An 18,019-nucleotide genomic window follows, 5' to 3' on the forward strand; every position below is an offset into this window, starting at 1 on the left:
TATGACCGTGCGATTTGAATGGCGTACTTCGCTGTGCGCCGCAGACTTTCCCGCTGCGGCCTATGAAGCGCTGCGCCTGCGAGTGATGGACCACACACCGTTCAACGCACTGGCCTGGATGGCTGCGTCGCAACAGGCCCTGACGGCTGGCGAACGGCTGCATGTTTTGCTCGGCTGGCAGGCCGATGAACTGGTGCTGTGTCTACCCTTGGTCGCATCCGTCGAACGGTTCGGCGGCTTGCCGTTTCGGGTATTGCATCACTTGGGCTTTCCCCTGGCCGATCGCCTTGCGCTGTTGGCGACCGTGGATGCCGAAGGCCTGCGCAAGGCGTTGACCGAGATTCGTCGGTGCTTGCCCCATGCCCTGCTGCAACTCAATGAACTGGCCGGCGAAGACCATGCACTGAGGTCATGGTTCGCGCGCAGCTCGACCGCCGAGCGCCGCCTCGGTTGTCGGGTGCCAGTGCATTTGATCACCGATGCCGATCGCCAGGAAGTTTCCGGCGACCCGCGCTACAAACTGCGCCGGGCACGCAAGCGTATTGCCGCCTGTGGCGCACAGGTCCGCCGTATTACCCCCGATGCAACGACCATGGGGCCGCTGCTCAAGGCCATCGCCGAGGTGGAAGCGGTGAGCTGGAAAGGTGATGAAGGCGTGGGCATTTTTGCCGATGAACGTCGCCGCCAATGGATGGAAAAAGCCTTCACCGCCCTCGCCGCCCAAGGTCTGGTGCGCGTGGTGACACTGGAACTGGACGGGCGTTGCATCAGCTATCGCCTCGGCTTGCTGGAACAGGGTCGGTTGTACGACTACAACCTCGCTTTCCTGCCGCAATATGCCGATCTGGGCAGCGGTCGGGTGCTGCTCGAAGAATGGATCCGCTGGGGACTGGACGATAACTGGTACTGGATCGATGCGTCGCGGGTCAGCCTGGAAAACTCCAGTCATCAACTGCATGAACGCATGACCGGGCACATGGAACACTGGCGCTGGAGCTTTTACTCCTGGCGCCCGAGCGGGTTGGTGCTGGGCCTGGGGTTGCGTGTCTGGCAGCAAGTCAAACCCCTGATGCAGCAGTGGCGGGCGAAACGAAGGACCGCGGCCAGCAGCCCTGCCCCGGTCACCGCACCGGTGGTCAAGGCGCCGGCTTGCACCGAAAAACTCATGGAGGGCGAACATGCCACAGCAAGTCATAGTCAACGCTGACGACTTCGGCCTCAGCGCCTGCGAAAACGCAGTGATCCTGGGCGCATTCCAGGCCGGGGTCATCAGTTCCGCGACCGCCATGGCCAACATGCCGGCCTTCGAAGCGGCGTGTGTCCTGGCCCAGCATCCGTTGCTGGCAGGGCGCATCGGCCTGCACTTCAACCTGACCTACGGCCGCCCATTGAGCCGACGCATTCTCTCGCGCAGGACCTTCTGTGACAGTGCCGGCGTGTTCGACCTCAACCTGTCGCGCACGCGCCTGTGGCTAGGGCGTCAGGATCGCCTGGCGGTCGAGGAAGAGCTCGAGGCCCAATGGCAACGTTGCCTGGATAACGACGTGCGCCCCAGTCACCTGGACTCCCATCAACACGTGCACAACATCTGGCCCATCGGCGAGATCGTTGCGCGTTTCGCGGCCCGGCAAGGCGTGCCCGTGCGGCTGGCGCGCAACCTGGGGCAAAACCTCAGCCTGCCCAAACGCCTGTTCAAACAATTGCTCAACCACCGCTTGAACAGCCTGGCCGGTGCAACCGCCGACTACGTCTGCACCCCGGTGGATCTGCGCAACGCTGCGCCACCCAGCGAAGGCTTGCTGGAAATTGTCGCCCACCCCAATCAGCTCGGCGCCGATTTCGGCGATGCCTATCTGGATCAGGGGGAGTCATTGAGCGTCCTGCTCGAACAACGCCTGCCCGGGGTACCCAGGGTGGCATACAGCGAAGCTTGCAACTGTCCGTCAATACCTTCATCCAACACACGGCCAACCTGGCCAAGGAGGGCTTCATGAGCCTGATCCAGCAACTGCGCGAACGAATCAAACAAAAAGGCTTGAGCCGCACGTTCAGCACTCTGTGGAAACGCTATGTGTTTTTCCACTGGGAGTTGTTGTGGATGGAGCGCGACCTGGTCAGCCCCGTACCGCCGCACAAGTTGCGTCCTTACTCCGGGGTGCGCCAGGTCATCATCACCCCGGAAAACGCCACGGCGTTTGCCAAGCATTTCGGTGACCGCGTGCAAACCATGGCCGAACTCGCCGCCGAAGGTCACACCGGGCACATGTACGTGGACGAAGACGGTCATGCCATAGGCTTTATCTGGGGCAGCACGCGTGATTACCACGACCGCCACTATTACGGTTGCTGGTTTCCGGTCAAACCCGGTGAGTTCTTCGAGTTTGGCGGGGAAATGATCCGCGCCTATTTCGGCAGCAGCCTGTCCGTGGACGTCCAGATCGCGCTGTGGGAAGCGATGGCGGCGCAAGGCTGCAACAAGGTGGTGGATGTGTGCGAAACCCACAACATCCCCGCGCTGAAACTGCACATCCGCATGGGCTATCAGGAACAGGGGCGAGTCACCCATGTCTACGGCCTCTTTGGCCGCTGGCGCTTCTTCCGCGAAACCCGCTACAGCGGCTCGCGCCTCGACCCGTTGCGCAAACCGGGCCGGCCAGTGGTGACGGCAGCGGCTCAGGCTTGACCGAATGACCCGATGGGGCCGCTACGGCTCCATCGGCGGTTAGGCCCGCCCACACGAATTACCGAAAAAACTCAGGCAAGCGCGGAAATGTCTGACTGCTCATCCGTATCCATTTGGATACATTCGAGCGATGAATTATCTTGTCCAGCAAACCGGCATTTTCGCCGCATGGCATACCTCCGTTCGCGATATGCGGGCAAAGGTTGCAATAGCCCGTCGCATTGATCGAGCCGCCGCGGGCAACCTTGGCGATATCAAGGCAGTGGGTAATGGCATCTCCGAAATGCGCGTGGACGTTGGTGCCGGGTACCGCATTTACTTCACGATGAGAAACGGTGTCGTCATCATCCTGTTGGCTGGGGGTGACAAATCAACTCAAACCGCTGATATAAGACACGCAAAAAAATTGGCAAAGGAGGTTTAACCATGAGCCAGACTTTGACTGACTTCGATATGACCACACTGCTCGACAGCGATGAAGCCATCAGTGAGTACCTCTCCCAAGTGCTGGCTGAAGGTGACAACGAGGAGTTTCTTCGAGCAATTGGCTACGTGGTAAAAGCCCGCGGCATGACACAAATAGCCAAAGACGCCGGGATGGGGCGCGAAAGCCTGTACAAGGCTTTCGCGCCAGGGGCGAAACCACGTTTCGATACGGTGTTAAAAGTCATTCATGCGCTGGGCATTGAGCTTTGCGCGCAACCGGGGCATGTCGCCGTGACCACGGCGGCTCAGGCTTGACCTGAAGCCTTGCGCCAACGGCGTCGCTTCATTCGCGAGCATGCGGCCACCTCAAAACCTGTAGGAGCACGGCTTGCCGGCGATGGCGTCAGTCCAGGTGCCCCGCCCTTCAGCGTTTCACCGCAACCATCGTAAAACACATCGGCAACTGCGCTTCTTGTTGCTGATAGAGGTCATAAAGCTCTTCGCGGTTGGAATGCGGGTATTCCTTGAAGTGGTTGATCTGCAGTCCGGCAGCAATGGCACCATTGAGGATGTCGCCCAGGGTGTGAACGAACCAGTAGGACGGGGATGCCGGTTGCTCGACTTTGCCTTCATAGACGATCGGCTCGTTTTGCACGAAAGGCTCCCGGCGAAAATACGAGGAACTCAAGGCAAAGGGATCGGCTGAGTCGGGATCGAACATTTCCAGAAACGGATGGGTTTCGTAGATTATCAAGGCCCCGCCCGGCTTGAGGGTTTGCGCCGCATGTTGGAAGAATTCGGCTATGTCCGGCATCCAGTTCAAGACGCCGATGGTGATCAGGGCTACGTCGAAGCGCCCCTTCAGTTGCAGCGGCAAATGATGAATGTCAGCTTTGATGAACTCAGGCTCGTGGGGCGAGCGTGTCGCCAGTTCTCGCGCCTGGCCGAGAAACGCTGCGGACTGATCGACCCCTGTAACATGCCTCGCCCCCAAGGCGAAAAGGGAAAGGCTTTCGCGGCCGTTGTTGCAGCCCAGTTGCACCACTTCCTTGCCATCAATACCGACTTCCGTCAGCACACCGGTCAGAGTCTCATCAAGGCAGGTAAAGTCCGCGTGCGCCACGGCGATCCAATGTTGCTGCCATTCGGCAGATTCCTTGTGATGGCGAGCGGAGTCATTCCAGGCATCGCGGTTGCTGGCGATGGCTTGTTCTTTTGTCGGCATTTCCATTGCACACTCCAGAATCGGGTCAATGATTGACGGCCCGAGTCTAGATCATCTCGGTTTAAAGCCTCTTCGTGGCTTTGTTGCGATCTTGTAAACAGGCAACGCCGACGCCCGCCCACGGGAGCGCTATAGTTAATGACCTCGGGGGAAATGCGGATTAACCGATTTCGCAGGTGCTGCCATGAACAAGACCGGACACACGCTGTTGCTTGCCCTTTGCCTGACTGCCACCGGCGTCGCGCTGGCGGACGACAGCCTGATGCAAACTGACCAATCGAACACTGAATTCCACTATTACGGGGCTGACCAGCCTTTCGCCCACCCCGCCCCACCTTCACTGAGCACCGTGCCGCCGGGCGCGTACATCCCGACTTCACCCCAGACCTTCATTCCGGTGTCCAGCGAGCACGTGTTTTCCGACTCGCAGTTGCCGACGGTAGCGGACGCCACCGTGCGCGTGTTCATCCGCACCTACGATGCGGCTCGCGGTGTCTACGTCAATCATGAAGTGATCGACCCGACCTGCATGCTGGCTTGCCTGAGCGCTCCGGGTCCGTCCTTGTAACCCGGCGGCTTCTGCCTACCACTGCCGTTTGTCCGGACGCGCGAGGCCGAGCTTTTCGATCCGGTAGCGCAACATGTCGCGGCTCAGGCCCAGCAGTCGCGCGGACTTGGTGACGTTCCAGTCGGTCTTGTCGAGCATCTTGCGCACCATGTCACGCTCGACCTCCGGCAGGTTCATCGATTCGGTGCCGTTGTAGGTCGGGCGTGGTTCGCTGGGCGGCAGTTCATGCTGAAACATCGCCGGCTCGTCCACCAGGCTCATGCAGACGTTCAATTGATGCGCGGCGATGGTGTCGCTTTGCGCCAGCAACACGGTTTGTTCCAGCATGTTGCGCAGCTCACGCACATTGCCCGGCCAGGTGTAATTGAGCAGCAGCTCTTCGGCCTGGTCGCTGAAATGCAGGTTCGGCTTGCCGTAGCGCTTGCCATGGGCAGCCAGAAAGTGTCGGGCCAGCAACAGGATATCTTCGCCACGGGCGTACAGGCGCGGCACCTTGATCGAAATGATGCGCAGGCGGAAAAACAGGTCGCGGCGGAATTTGCCCTGTTGAACCATTTGTTCGAGGTTGCAGTTGGTAGCGCTGATCACCCGCAGATCGACCTTGCGTTCCTTCACCGAACCGACCCGGCGGATGGTCCGGTCTTCGAGCAGCTTCAACAGCTTGGCCTGCAGGATCAGGTCCATCTCGCCGATTTCATCGAGAAACAATGTCCCGCCATCGGCCGCTTCCACCAGCCCCAGCCGACGATCCTTGGCATCGGTAAAGGCGCCTTTCTCGTGCCCGAACAGCTCGGACTCCACCAGGTTGGAGGGGATCGACGCGCAGTTGAATTCAATGAACGGGCCTTTGTTGCGTGGGCCGTCGAAATGCAGTGCCCGGGCGACCAACTCTTTGCCGGTACCGGTTTCGCCTTCCACCAGCACCGGCGGCAGGTCGCTGTTGGCCATGCGTCGCTCGGCGTCGAGCAACTGGGCGATGGTGCCCTTGAGGTAGACCATGGGCGCGGACTCACCGATCAGCGCCTGAACCCCGGATTTCTGCGCCTCGCGCTCCTGATAGAACGACAGCGTGCGCTCCATCCGGTCGGTGGCCAGGGCCTTGTCCAGCAACAGCTTGAGTTCGGGCAAAGCCACCGGTTTGGTGACGTAGTGGAAAGCCCCCTCTTTCATCGCCACCACGGCGTCTTCGACATTGCCGTAGCCTGTCATCATGATCACTTTCATATCCGGCGCGCTGATGCGCAGCTTCTGGATCAAGCCGTGACCGCTCATGCCTGGCAACGAATTGTCGGTGAGCACCACGTCCGGTGCGAACGTCTTCAATTGCTCAAGTGCGTCTTCGGCCGAGTGGCAGACCGTTACCTCGAAGTCCTTGCGCTCCAGGTAGGTCTGAATATTCTCGGCAAGCAGCTCATCATCCTCGACCAGCAGTATGCTGTGTTCCATATTCCCCTCCCGTTGCCACTTTGAAATTGAGACAAACGCGGGTTCCTTCCTGCTCCTGGCTAGTCAGTTCGACCGAGCCTTGGAAACGCTCCATTATTCTTTTGACCAGGGCCAGGCCCACGCCCAGCCCCCCTTGTTTGGTGGTGAAGAATGGCTTGAAGACCATTTGCTGCTGTTGTTTGCTCATGCCCTTGCCGGTGTCATTGAGGATCATGCTCACCTGATCGTCTGACGCTTGCTCAATCTCAATGCTCAACACGCCACCCTTGGGCATGGCTTCCAGGGCGTTGGCGAACAGGCTATTGAGAATTTGTGTAAGCAGCACCTGTTGGCTGAGGACCGGGGGGACTGTCGTCGGGACGAAACGCACCTCGACGTTCGAGCGTTTGATCTGCGGTTCGAACGCATTCAAGGTGTCATCGATGGCCAACACCAGGTCCACGTTTTCAAAGTCGTCGTTGACCGGTCGCAACGACACCAGCAATTCGCGCACCCAGCGCGACATGCGGTCGACCTGGTTGATGATGTCGCCGATATTCTTCTGCGCAGTCTGGCTGGCGATTTCCTGGGCCAGTTCGGCACTGGAACGAATATTCGCCAAGGGATTGCGCAGACTGTGCGCCACTGCCGAAGACATTTCGCCGAGGGCGACAAAGGTTTCATTGGCCACCAATTGCTTTTGCTGACTCTGCAACAACATCGCTGCACGGCGCACGATCCAGAACAGGCCCAGATAAATGACCGCCCCGCCGAGCAATGTCGCCAGCCAGATCGCCTTGAACCCGCGCTGGATGCGTTCAACCAGATCCACCGGTTCCTTGTAGATCTCCACCATGGCGATCACTTTGCTTTTGTCGGCATTGAACATCGGAATGTAATTTTCGATGAACAGGTATTGGGGTTCACGCAACAGACGCTGTTCGGGACGTTCCTCATCGATTTCGTGGTAGCTGGTGGACACTGCTTCTTTCATTTCGAAGGACTCGTCCAGTTCCTCGTCATCTTCGATGCGCACACCGATCAGCTCCGGGTTGGTTGACCAGACCACGGTGCGATCCAGCGCATACACCGTCGCCAGCAGTATGCCCGGCAGGTGTTCCACATGATCGAGAAACTCAATGCGCGCAGCGGCACGGGTTACAGGATCGACATCGGGGTAGGCGTTTTCTTGCCGTGGGTCGAGCATCTCGCCCATGGTCCGGTTGGGAGAAATTGAAGCATGGCGAATTTCCGCATCGCCAATCGCCTGAATGAACTGCGCAGTCAGCATCGAATCGCGCTCGATACTCTCCTCAACCACGAAGCGCGTAGAGACGTAACCGAGCCCCAATGCCACGGCGGCAATAATGAGAAAGCTCGCCAGGGAAAACCAGCGCACCAGATTGAAGGGCGGACGCCAATCCTTACCCTCTGCCGCTGCCGGTACTGTCGGGACAGCTGCATTTTGTTCTTCCAGTGTCTGCATGGGACTGTCCTGGTCGCGGGTTACAAGCCTTTTCAGCCGTGTTTCGAATCAGTGTAGGTGGCATTGATCGCAATGCCCGGGCAATGAATCTATTTCGCCACTATTGCACCTGCGCTTTGTCTGGAACCGCGATGGAATGTTGATGTTCGGGTGCTTCGTTACCAGCAGCCAACGCGCTGGACGGCGGATGCTGGCGATCGGTTTCTTCCTGCAAAAACGTGATGATCGACTGCGCGGCACGTTCGTCCATGCGCAGGTTGGGCATCGGGATTTGGTCGAAGCGCTCGAACAGCTCCATGGCAATCGGGTCCTTTTCCGCCAGCATGCGGTCCGGTTCGCGGATCCAGCGACTGAGCCAGGCAGGATCACGCTGACGGGTCACGCCGATCAGATCCGGACCGATGCTGCGCAAGCCGATGCCCTGACCGTCTATTGGCCCCAGGCTGTGGCAAGACGCGCAGCGGGTGCGGAACAATTCCTCGCCGCTGCTCGGTGGGCGGATCTCGGGAGCGTTGGCGTAATTTTGCTCAACGCTCGGTTGCTTCCAGTTCTGCAGGGTATTGGCCAATTGATCGGCCAGAATCCACGGGTTTTCGAATGGCGACGCCTTCATCCAGCGCCCCGTGGACTGGTTGCCGACAATCAGGCTCAGGTTGTGGTCCTTGCTGCGCCCGTTGTCGACGCCTTCGATGAACAACCCGAGTTTCTGCCGCAGCTCGGTGACGTCGGCGAACTCACCGGTGAGAAACTGCCAGCCCGGACCGACCTGGAAGCGTTGCGCATAGGCCTTGAGCACTGCGGGCGTATCACTCAAGGGATCAATGCTGATGGAGTAGAAAAAAACGTCTTTGCCGACCCGGTCGCCGAGCAACTTCTGCACTTGACGCAGCCTGGCGGTTTCCAGTGGGCAGGAGTCGCTGCACGAAGTGAAGATGAAATTGATCACCACCACTTTGCCCTTGATCAGGTCATCGAAAAACCGCACCTGCCGACCGTCCTGATTGGTCAGCAGGGTGTTGGGGAAATAGTCGCCACCCCACGGAGTGGCGCTATCGGCGACTGCGGTTTCTGTTGCCGGTGCGGGTGTCGGTGGCACCGGTTTGGCGACCAGCAACTGGCTGGCCAGCAAACAGGCCGACAACAGCAGCACAAGGTGCATGCCCAAGGCGCGCGAGCGTGGTGTATGGCGTCTCATGTCGACACCCTCCCGGTTCATGGCTGGACCGTCACTTTCGGACCGAAGCCGTCACCGGTGGGGAGGCGCTCTTTTTTGTCCATCACCAACCACCTCGAAATATGTGAAGGGGGTGATGGAGCATGTGCAAGGAGCTCGCCATCTTGTAACTGATTTATACAAAAGCATTAACCAGCGACAAAACAATGGCTTATCAACATCAATCTGCCATGTTCGGGGGAAAAATTGGGGAATGGCACCCGCTAACGGGGAAAGTTGCCCCCGTTTTCAGGGGATTAGCTTGAACGAAAGACGCACGCGCGTGCCTTCGCCTTCACGGCTATCGAGCGCCACCGTACCGCCAAAGCGCTCCATGATTCGCTTGACCAGCACCAGCCCGACCCCCAGCCCACCTTGCTTGGTGGTGAAAAAAGGTCGGAAAGCCAAGCGCCGTTGCTCTTCGTTCATGCCTTTGCCGGTGTCGCCGATGGTCACGCACACACTTTGGGAAGCACTCGGTTCCAGGCTGATCGTCAGCGTACCGCCTTCGTCCATGGCCTCCAGCGCATTGGCCAGCAAACTGTTGAGAATCTGGGTCAGCTGCACGTGTTGACTCAAGACCATCGGCGTCTCTTTGGGGGTAAACACCACCGTGACCCGGCCCCTGGCGATCTGCTGCTCGAACGCGTTCAGGCTGTCGTGCAGCACAGCGACCAGGTTGACCGGTTCGGCTTCGTCGTTGAGCGGCCGCAAGGATTGCAGCAACTCCCGGACCCACTTCGACATGCGATCGACCTGGCCGATGATGTCGTTGATGTTCTTGTGCGCCGGACCGCTGTCGAACTCCAGCGCCAACTCGGCGCTTGAACGAATGGTCGCCAAAGGGTTGCGCAGACTGTGGGCCACTGCCGAGGACATCTCGCCCAGCGCCACGTAGGTTTCGTTGGTGATCAGTTGCTTTTGTTGCGTCGCCAGCAAAATCGCCGCCCGCCGCACGATCCAGTAAAGACCCAGGTAGATCAACCCACCGCCCAACGCCGTCGCCAGCCAGATCAAGACCAGGCCACGTTCCATGCGGCTGATCAGATCCTTGGGCTCCTTGTAGATCTCGACCATCGCAGTGACGTTTTTGCCTTCGGCGTCAAACAGCGGAATGTAGTTTTCGATGAAGATGTATTCCGGCGGTGTGACGAACTTCTGTTCCATGCGGCCATGGTCGACATCATGGTAACTGGCCGATACCGGTGTCTTCGAGGCGAAGGCCTGATCCAGATCCTCATCGACATGAATCGTGGTGCCCATCAGCGCCGGGTTGGTCGACCAGATAATCATCCGGTCAGGCGCATAGATGTTCGCCAGGATCACGTCCGGCAAATGCTCGATGTGGTCGAGGAACTCGCCCCGGGCATTGGCACGGGCCATCGGATCGACGTCAGGGAAATCCCGATCTTTGCGCGGGTCGAGCAACTCGCCCATGGTCCGCACGTTGGGGATTGAAACGTGGCGGACTTCGGCGGCGGCGATCGCCTGAATGAACTGAGATGTCAGCAACGCATCGCGCTGCACGCTTTCGGTAATCACGAACTTGGTGGACACCGAGCCCAACGCCACCGCTACTGTGCCGATCACCGCCATGCTGATGAGCGAAAACCAACGCAGCAGGTTGAACGGCTGTTTGCGCGAGCTCAAGCGCATGTCGGCCTGGTCGGTGGTCAGTGTCTTGGCAAGCGTGGTCATCAATATTGTTCCCGCAAAAGCCCCTATAGGTTTATAGCCCACTGCTGGCAGATTGCCCGGCTGCAACCTGTTCTCCCCCTGCTCCGTTGCCCCCATCTACCCCCAATCCTGGGGAAAGAGGCCCGTTCCCCTCCGCAGGCAAATGCAGCTTGTCGCCAGGCGAACGCCTGTGCACCGGGCCTCTCATAGCCGTTTTTCGCGATTGGCATGGGAGTTGCCGAAGTCCTCCCAACTGACCCATATCCAAGGGGCAGGTACTCTGATAGAGGGATTACACATGCACCCTTTACTGTCCAAAACCGCGATCGCTCTGATCGTCAGTGCTATGGCCCAAGGCGTCGCCCAGGCTGCACTGTTCGCTGTAGACCCTGGCCCCTACACACCCGCCACCGGAGGTTTCGCCTCCTGGTACCAAGACAGTCACGGTCGAACCCTCGACCTTTGCCTGTCAAAGGCTGTCAGTTCCAGGGTTCCCAGCGCACCCGGTGCGCCGTCCTACATGTGTGTTTTGAATCCAACTCCCGGGGTTTTCGACGACACCCAACCCATCGTTTTCCCGAGCAACTTTCCCGATGAAACGTTCTGGTTCACCGGCGACGGCGCCATCGTCGATGCTGCCCGCGGCATCGACCTGACCTACGTCAGCGCCGTCGAAGCAGCCTTCGCCGCCGAAGAACCGAAGGAAGGTGATCAGGTCAGTTTCGGTCGTATCCGTATTCGGGTCGACGTGCCCACGGCGGGCGTCTACACCATCACCCACCCCTACGGCGTCGACATCTTCGACGTTCCCGCGGGCGGGACCCGCGCCATCAACATGACCCGGGACATCGGTATCGGTACACCGAAAACCTATGACGGCGCGCTCAAAAGTGACATTGGCCCGTTCCTGCGCAGCGTCAACGGCCCCTACACCGAGACCAACCCGGTCACCGGTGCTGCCGAGCAGTTCGTTGGCGATCCAAACCTCGCAGAAGCCTTTACCGGCAGTCCGTTCAACACCAACTACATTCGCATCGAGGGCCCGAACGGCCTGGACTTGCGGACAACGGTGATGGCCATTTCCGGCAAACTGTCGACAGTGACCCGCCCCACTCCGCTGATCGCCGAGCGCAGTACCTACTCTCGCAAGGCAGGTGAAAGCGCACCCGTGGCGCAACAAGACGTTTTCGTGTTGGCACCGCCGCCACCGGCCACCGTGAAGCTGGACAGCAACAGCCCGGTACTGAACCTCACCGAGGCTGACACCACCGGCCACTGGTACGCCCAGTCCGCCGCCAACCCGACGTTGCCGAGCAACCTGGTGGTGACGGCTGACAACCATCTGGCCATTCCCACCAGCACCCCAACCTCCATCTCCATGCCGCTGACCGACCTGGTGGTGATCTCACGGGCCGAGTACAGCCTGAACAGCGGACAGATCACTGTCGTGGCCTCGACCAGCGATGAAACCTCGCCTCCGGTCCTCACCGTCACTACCGGTACCGGGGTCGCCATCGGCGCCCTCAGTGGCGATGGCGCAGAGAAATCCCTGTCGACCGGCATCTCGCCGATTCCACCGGCCAAGGTTCACGTGGCGTCATCCAATGGCGGCAGCGACACCGAAGAAGTGGTCATCGTGCAATGAACGCTCTCATGCCCAGACCCGCATCAGGAGGCATCATGAACAAGTGGCCACGCTTTGCGCTCAACGCGCTCGGGCTGACTCTTTCGCTGACCGGCAGTGCGTTCGCGCAACTCGCTGCGGTCGATCCCGGTCCCTACACCTTTGCCACGGGGAAATTCCCCATGTGGTATCAGGACAACAATTCACTGTCGCTGGAACTGTGCCAGTCGCGGGCCACCAGCTCGCGCTCGCCGGGCGTTCCTGGCGCACCTTCCTACATGTGCATCCTGAATCCGGAACCCGGGGTTTATGACGATACCTTGCCGATGGTATTCCCCGACAACTGGCCACCGGAAACCTTCTGGTTCCTCGCCGAAACCACCATCCCCGATGTCGGCGGCTATGGCGTCGACGCCTACGTGGCCGGGATCGAAGCGGCATTCGCCGCGGAAAACCCTGTCGACGGTGACCAGGCAAGCTTCGCCCGCATTCGCCTGCGGATAAACGTACCGGTGGCAGGCACCTACACCATCACCCACCCGTACGGCGTGGAAACGGTCAACGTCACCACACCCGGCCGTCGTGCCATCAACATCACCCGCGACATCGGCATCGGCGCACCAGGCAATTTCAGTGGAGCTCTGAACGGTGAGGTCGGCCCGTTCCTGCGCAGCGTCAACGGTCCCTACACCGAAGTGAACCCGGACACGGGCGCCATCGAGACGTTCGTCGGTGACCCGAACCTTACCGAAGCGGTCACCGGCAGCCCCAACAACACCAACTTCCTGCGCGTCCAGGGCCCGCCCGGGACCATTCAGACCACGCTTTTTACCGTGTCCGGCAAAGTCCTCGACAGCCGTGCACAGACCCTTGCGGAAATCGGACGCGCGACTTACCGCCGCACTTCTACAGGACCGGGCACCAGCAGTACCCGGGTCGAGGTGTTCGGCAAATCGGCGAACAATTCGAGCCTGTGCTTCCGCGAAACCGTGGCTCTGGTTCCCGGACCACCACCATCGCCGTGCCTCACCAGCATGCTTGGCGACAATACCGGCCAGTTCTTTGGCCACCGCCTGACCGGCAGCACCGTACCGCCTGTGGTCGTGCTCACCGCGACCGACCCGACCGGCACCACCCGGCCGACAGCGGTCTCGAGCAAAGTCACTGACGTGGTGAAAGTACAAACCGCTCGCTACAACTGGAGTAACCACAGCCTGCTGATCGAAGCCATCTCGTCAGACGAAGTGGTGGTGCCGGACATGGTTGCCCAGGGCTACGGACGGTTAACCAAGTCAGGCACCCTGCAACGCCTGACCATCGCCGACCTGCCTCAGCCTCCGGCCAGCGTGACCATCAAATCGGCCTCAGGTGGCAGCGATGTCGAGCCGGTCGTCGTGGTCGGCACCGCGCCGGACACCGGTGAAAACCAGGCACCGCTTTCTGTCGCCGACAGTGGCAGCACCAGTTTCGGCGTGCCGATCACCCTCAGCCTGCTGACCAACGACAGCGACCCGGATGGCAACACACCGCTGAGCATCACCGCGTTGACCCAACCGGCTGCCGGCCAGGGCAGCGTGGTGTTGAACGGTTCCACCGCGGTGGTCTACACCCCGCCAGCCGTGGTCAATGCACCGTTGACCACAACGTTCACCTACAAGGCTCAAGATGCCAAGGGCCTGGCCTCGACCGCTGCGGCGACCGTGACCATCACCGTGGCGCCGAACCAGCCTCCGGTGGCCGTCGCCGACAGCATCGCGACCCTGGGTGTGTCGATTCCGATCAACGTGCTGGCCAACGACACCGATCCGGAAGGCAACGTGCCGCTCGCAATCGCCAGCTTCACCCAACCACCGGCGGATCGCGGCTCGGTGACCAGCAACGGTACCGTCCTGACCTATAACCCACCGGCGACGGTCACCACGGCGTTCACTACGACCTTCAGCTACATCGCCCGGGACAGCTTCGGTGCCCAGTCGACGTCACCGGCAACGGTCACGGTGCAGGTCTCGCCACGTCCTGCCGCGGAAACTTTCGCGGTCACGGCAGCCACGGTGACAGCCCGTTCCAACAATCGCTTCAACTGGGACTTCACGGGGACTTCGTCGGTGACCACTGGCAACACCATCACCATCCAGGTGACCACGCCGACCGGGCTGGTAACCCTGGGTAGCACCACGGTGCCGCTGACCGGACGCTGGCGCCTGACCGTCAGCAACTCGACCACGGTGATTCCGTCGGCGAGCCCGACAGCCACCATCACCTCGTCCCAAGGCACCGTGCGAACCGTCAACGTCACTGTGCAGTAAGCGCTCGCCCCACCGGCCGCTGCGGCGGGTGGGGCAAGCCCTCAACCAAAGGACTGCATCATGAAAACGCCGACCGCCGCCCTGCTCTGCCTGCTTCTGCTCTGCAGCAGCGCGGGCGTGCGCGCCGACGATTTGCTGGAAAACGACGACCTGGCACCCGCTGCCGATCTCGGCGAGCTGCCGCCCCCGGTGGGCCAGCAAGCGTTGATCGACCAGAACGGCCAGGCCAACGTCGCATTGCTGCAACAGCACGGCCAGTCGCTGCTCGGCCAGATCGTGCAGTCAGGCAGCAATCAGGAGGCGTTCATCCTGCAACAAGGCAGCGACCTGATGGCATTGATCAACCAGCAAGGTTCCGGCAACGCCGCATCGATTACCCAGACCGGCAGCCACAACCGTGCGCAGATTTCCCAGAACGGCAACAACAACGACGCCAACATCGTCCAGGCCGGCACGGGTCAGCAAAGCGCTGTGACCCAGGCAGGCAATGGCATGAGCGTATCGGTCACTCAATTTCGCTAAAGCACTGCACCACTTGGAGGTTTCAAAATGTTCAAACTGACGCCCCTCACAGCCGCCATACTGGTCATTGTCAGTGCCCAGGCAATGGCCGATGACAGCCTGTCGATACAAGACCAGGCCGGTACCGCCAACATCGCCGATGTGAAACAGAGCAATGCTCCGTTCAGTACCGTCACCCAGCAGCAAGTTGGCCAAGGCAACGATGCGGCCGCCGTGCAAGACACGGCCACCAGCACCATTACCCAAACCCAGGTCGGCGACTACAACGCCGGGTACGCAGAACAACTGTTCGAGAACAACAGCACCATCACACAAACCCAGACCGGCAGCTTCAACATCAGCCATGCCAGCCAGTCGATCGGGGTCGGCAATGGCGAAGCACTGCAACAGCAGGAAGGCTCCGGCAACTTCTCGTTCGTCTATCAGGACAGTCAGGAAAACACCTCCGGGCAAACCTACCAGTACGGCGACGGCAACGAAGCCAACATCGAGCAGATCCAGTTAGGCATGGCCAACAACGCGGTCATCATCCAGTACGGCACCACCAACTACGCGACCGCCGAACAGATCGGCCACATGAACGGCCAGATCAACATCAATCAGGCCGGCAGCTCCAACTATGCCTATGGCGATCAGCGCTATGGTGAAGGCGGCAATCTGACCATCAACCAGTACGGCGACGGCAACGGCTCCGAAGTCTGGCAAGACACTCAGGTCAACGCCCAGGCCACCATCAACCAATATGGCGGCGCCAACGAAACCATCGTCGATCAGAGCTTTGGCGAAAACAACGTCGCCACCGTGCTGCAGGTCGGCGACCTCAACGCCATCTACGCCGATCAGTTCGAGTCACTCGGTTCCACTGTCGCGCTCTATCAACAGGGCACCGGCAACGTGCACTTCACCTACCAGAGCGGCGACAGCCATGTGCTCAATGCCACGTCGGTGGGCAGCGACAACAAGGTCTATGCCAGCAACTGGAAAGGCCCGCAATCGGGCGGCCAGTTCGGCAGCAACCAGCGCGCCACCGTCAACCAGGCCGGCAGCGGCAACGTCGCCAACTTCACCCAGGACGGCGTCGGCCACGTCATGACCACCAACCAGACCGGGACCGGCAACAAAACCACGGTCAGCCAGGCCGACTCCTACAACGAGTTGTACTTCGATCAAAACGGCAGCGACAACATCCTGATCTCCGACCAGCGCGGCACCACCAACCTGGCCCAGGGCAGCACCAACGGCACCGGCAACAGCACCGAGTTCAACCAGGAAGGCACCGGCAACCAGGCATACACCGCCCAGCTGTACGGCGACGACAACATGATCACCATCAAACAGGCCGACACCCTGAACGTGGCTTACGTCACCCAGGGCGGCACCGGCAACATCGCCAGTGTCGATCAGAGCGGCATGACGCAAACGGCCACCGTGCAACAGTTTGGCTCGGCCAACCAGGCAACAGTGTTGCAGCAGTAATCGCGCGGCGTGAAAAACCGCGGCCTTCAGGGGAGGGTCGCGGTTTGATGTTTGATATCTGCTTGAACTGACCCCGGAAGCGGCTTCGATTGCGACGTTTAACGCCTGATTGTGAAGTAACGATGTTTAAGACTTTCAGCTTCGCCCCAGAATGCGGATTCATCGGGATTTTTGACTGCATTGATTTCGGCCAGATAAAGCTTAGCTGAATCGACGCTCGGGAGATTAGCCGGTGAAGTTGCAGGATCAAATTTTCCGAGAGCCGCTTTATAAAGCTTAGGATAGGAAAACGTAAAGCCGCGGGCGTCGGGTTCTTTTATATAATTTAGCAACTTAAGGCGATCATTTTGACTGGCCGGCATTCCCGTCATTTTTTCAACAAGTTCACTTCGTCTGCCTGCGCTGCTCAGATCATCGAGATACTTTCTGTTGTGATAACCATCAGCAGAGCCCAGCTTGTCGAGATATTTGATCTTGTCACGAGCCTTGACAGCGTCTAATGCCGACACGTCAGGTTTTAAATCGTATGTGTTGAAAAGCATATAAACAGTTTTTGTCCTTGCTACTTCCTTTGCTTCTTCTACCCTCGCTGCTATTTTGGCTGTTGCGCGATTCTTCCAAATGCCTGCTAGTTTTTTAACTCTTGATATAATTAATAGTGGGTGATGTCCATCCTGGTCATACCGATTAATCGGGTCCCCCAAACAATACGCATAGGGATTAATGCCCCCCTTGCCAAACGGACTCAAACTGTCCGGACTGTTGAAGCGCATCAACACGGGGTTAAACGCCCGGTAGCCATTACCTAATAAATAATGCCCAGTCACCGGCTCAGGTCGTTCGCCGTTGAAACCCAGCAAGCAGGTCAAAGCGTTTTCGGCACGGTGGCCGTATGCGGTGTAGACACTGGGATGAGGAGGCTGATTGCCCTTGAGACGGTGCAGCACTGAGCGCTGCAGATCGGTGCTCAACAGCGTAGTGTCGCGGTCATCGCCCTGTCGTGCCTGCTGCGCCAACAGCTGGTCGTCGTACTGGACGATGGAACGGTGCAATTCGCCTTGTATCTCGGTGGCCAGCCGAGTTTTGCAGTAGAAGCGCTGGTGTGCGGGTTCACCACCTTGCCGGCACCGCGCGCAGNCAGCGTAGTGTCGCGGTCATCGCCCTGTCGTGCCTGCTGCGCCAACAGCTGGTCGTCGTACTGGACGATGGAACGGTGCAATTCGCCTTGTATCTCGGTGGCCAGCCGAGTTTTGCAGTAGAAGCGCTGGTGTGCGGGTTCATCCGATTGGCTGTGGCTGGTCAGACGATCCAGAGGATCGTAGCGATATTGGACGTACAGCGCGGGTTGACGGGTAGACATGTGCGAGCTCCGGTTTTTCGAGGTCTGC

General features: G+C 59.6%; 15 protein-coding genes and 1 pseudogene. 10 read left to right on the top strand and 6 right to left on the bottom strand.

Going from position 1 to position 18,019, the window contains the following annotated elements; genetic code table 11:
* The first annotated feature begins 1 nt into the window (after position 1).
* The 5 genes from ASD60_RS26700 to ASD60_RS26720 all read left to right on the top strand — a co-directional run bounded on the left by ASD60_RS26700 (position 2) and on the right by ASD60_RS26720 (position 3,424).
* Positions 2–1,207 (top strand): GNAT family N-acetyltransferase, encoded by a 1,206-nt coding sequence (locus tag ASD60_RS26700; RefSeq protein WP_056856852.1) that lies wholly within the window; start codon positions 2–4, stop codon positions 1,205–1,207.
* Positions 1,179–1,994, top strand: a complete 816-nt coding sequence (locus ASD60_RS26705; protein ID WP_056856922.1) for a ChbG/HpnK family deacetylase — start codon at positions 1,179–1,181, stop codon at positions 1,992–1,994. Before ASD60_RS26700 ends, ASD60_RS26705 begins: the two co-directional genes overlap by 29 nt.
* Positions 1,991–2,683 carry a GNAT family N-acetyltransferase gene (locus ASD60_RS26710; protein ID WP_056856853.1) on the top strand — a complete coding sequence of 231 codons (693 nt, stop codon included), beginning with the start codon at positions 1,991–1,993 and terminating at the stop codon, positions 2,681–2,683. The genes ASD60_RS26705 and ASD60_RS26710 overlap by 4 nt, the downstream gene beginning before the upstream one ends.
* A 130-nt stretch (positions 2,684–2,813) precedes the next feature.
* Positions 2,814–3,107: a type II toxin-antitoxin system RelE/ParE family toxin gene (locus ASD60_RS26715; RefSeq protein WP_056856854.1), complete on the top strand. Its 294-nt coding sequence runs from the start codon at positions 2,814–2,816 to the stop codon at positions 3,105–3,107.
* A 2-nt stretch (positions 3,108–3,109) separates the two neighbouring features.
* On the top strand, positions 3,110–3,424 hold the full coding sequence (locus ASD60_RS26720) for an addiction module antidote protein (protein WP_056856855.1): 315 nt from the start codon (positions 3,110–3,112) through the stop codon (positions 3,422–3,424).
* Positions 3,425–3,533: 109 nt separating this feature from the next.
* Here the strand turns inward: ASD60_RS26720 and ASD60_RS26725 are convergent, their stop codons facing one another.
* Positions 3,534–4,340, bottom strand: coding sequence for a class I SAM-dependent methyltransferase (locus tag ASD60_RS26725; protein WP_056856856.1), 807 nt, complete (start codon positions 4,338–4,340; stop codon positions 3,534–3,536).
* Positions 4,341–4,518: 178 nt separating this feature from the next.
* On the opposite strand from ASD60_RS26725, the gene ASD60_RS26730 reads away from it, so the two are divergent.
* Positions 4,519–4,902 (top strand): hypothetical protein, encoded by a 384-nt coding sequence (locus ASD60_RS26730; RefSeq protein ID WP_056856857.1) that lies wholly within the window; start codon positions 4,519–4,521, stop codon positions 4,900–4,902.
* Between the two features lie 15 nt (positions 4,903–4,917).
* On the opposite strand, the gene ASD60_RS26735 is transcribed toward ASD60_RS26730, so the two are convergent.
* The 4 genes from ASD60_RS26735 to ASD60_RS26750 all read right to left on the bottom strand — a co-directional run bounded on the left by ASD60_RS26735 (position 4,918) and on the right by ASD60_RS26750 (position 10,724).
* Positions 4,918–6,348, bottom strand: a complete 1,431-nt coding sequence (locus ASD60_RS26735; RefSeq protein WP_056856858.1) for a sigma-54-dependent transcriptional regulator — start codon at positions 6,346–6,348, stop codon at positions 4,918–4,920.
* Positions 6,317–7,813 (bottom strand): ATP-binding protein, encoded by a 1,497-nt coding sequence (locus tag ASD60_RS26740; protein WP_056856859.1) that lies wholly within the window; start codon positions 7,811–7,813, stop codon positions 6,317–6,319. Before ASD60_RS26740 ends, ASD60_RS26735 begins: the two co-directional genes overlap by 32 nt.
* Positions 7,814–7,913: 100 nt before the next feature.
* A complete protein-coding gene (locus tag ASD60_RS26745) occupies positions 7,914–9,029 on the bottom strand; it encodes an SCO family protein (RefSeq protein ID WP_056856860.1) in 1,116 nt (371 codons plus the stop codon).
* Positions 9,030–9,275: 246 nt separating this feature from the next.
* Positions 9,276–10,724 (bottom strand): sensor histidine kinase, encoded by a 1,449-nt coding sequence (locus ASD60_RS26750; RefSeq protein ID WP_056856861.1) that lies wholly within the window; start codon positions 10,722–10,724, stop codon positions 9,276–9,278.
* Positions 10,725–11,001: 277 nt separating this feature from the next.
* Between ASD60_RS26750 and ASD60_RS26755 the strand changes: the two genes are divergently transcribed.
* From ASD60_RS26755 to ASD60_RS26770, 4 genes are read left to right on the top strand one after another with little or no spacing between them, the layout of a single operon-like run.
* Positions 11,002–12,348 (top strand): hypothetical protein, encoded by a 1,347-nt coding sequence (locus tag ASD60_RS26755; protein WP_056856862.1) that lies wholly within the window; start codon positions 11,002–11,004, stop codon positions 12,346–12,348.
* A gap of 35 nt (positions 12,349–12,383) precedes the next feature.
* On the top strand, positions 12,384–14,633 hold the full coding sequence (locus tag ASD60_RS26760; protein WP_056856863.1) for an Ig-like domain-containing protein: 2,250 nt from the start codon (positions 12,384–12,386) through the stop codon (positions 14,631–14,633).
* 60 nt (positions 14,634–14,693) lie between these two features.
* A complete protein-coding gene (locus tag ASD60_RS26765) occupies positions 14,694–15,155 on the top strand; it encodes a curlin (protein WP_056856864.1) in 462 nt (153 codons plus the stop codon).
* Positions 15,156–15,182: 27 nt separating this feature from the next.
* Positions 15,183–16,631, top strand: a complete 1,449-nt coding sequence (locus ASD60_RS26770) for a curlin (protein ID WP_056856865.1) — start codon at positions 15,183–15,185, stop codon at positions 16,629–16,631.
* 659 nt (positions 16,632–17,290) lie between these two features.
* Here ASD60_RS26770 and ASD60_RS29605 read toward each other — a convergent pair.
* Positions 17,291–17,768, bottom strand: a pseudogene (locus ASD60_RS29605) (RHS repeat-associated core domain-containing protein); the annotation flags it as partial.
* Between the last annotated feature and the right edge of the window lie 251 nt (positions 17,769–18,019).

The organism is Pseudomonas sp. Root562, assembly GCF_001427125.1.
Classification (GTDB): domain Bacteria; phylum Pseudomonadota; class Gammaproteobacteria; order Pseudomonadales; family Pseudomonadaceae; genus Aquipseudomonas.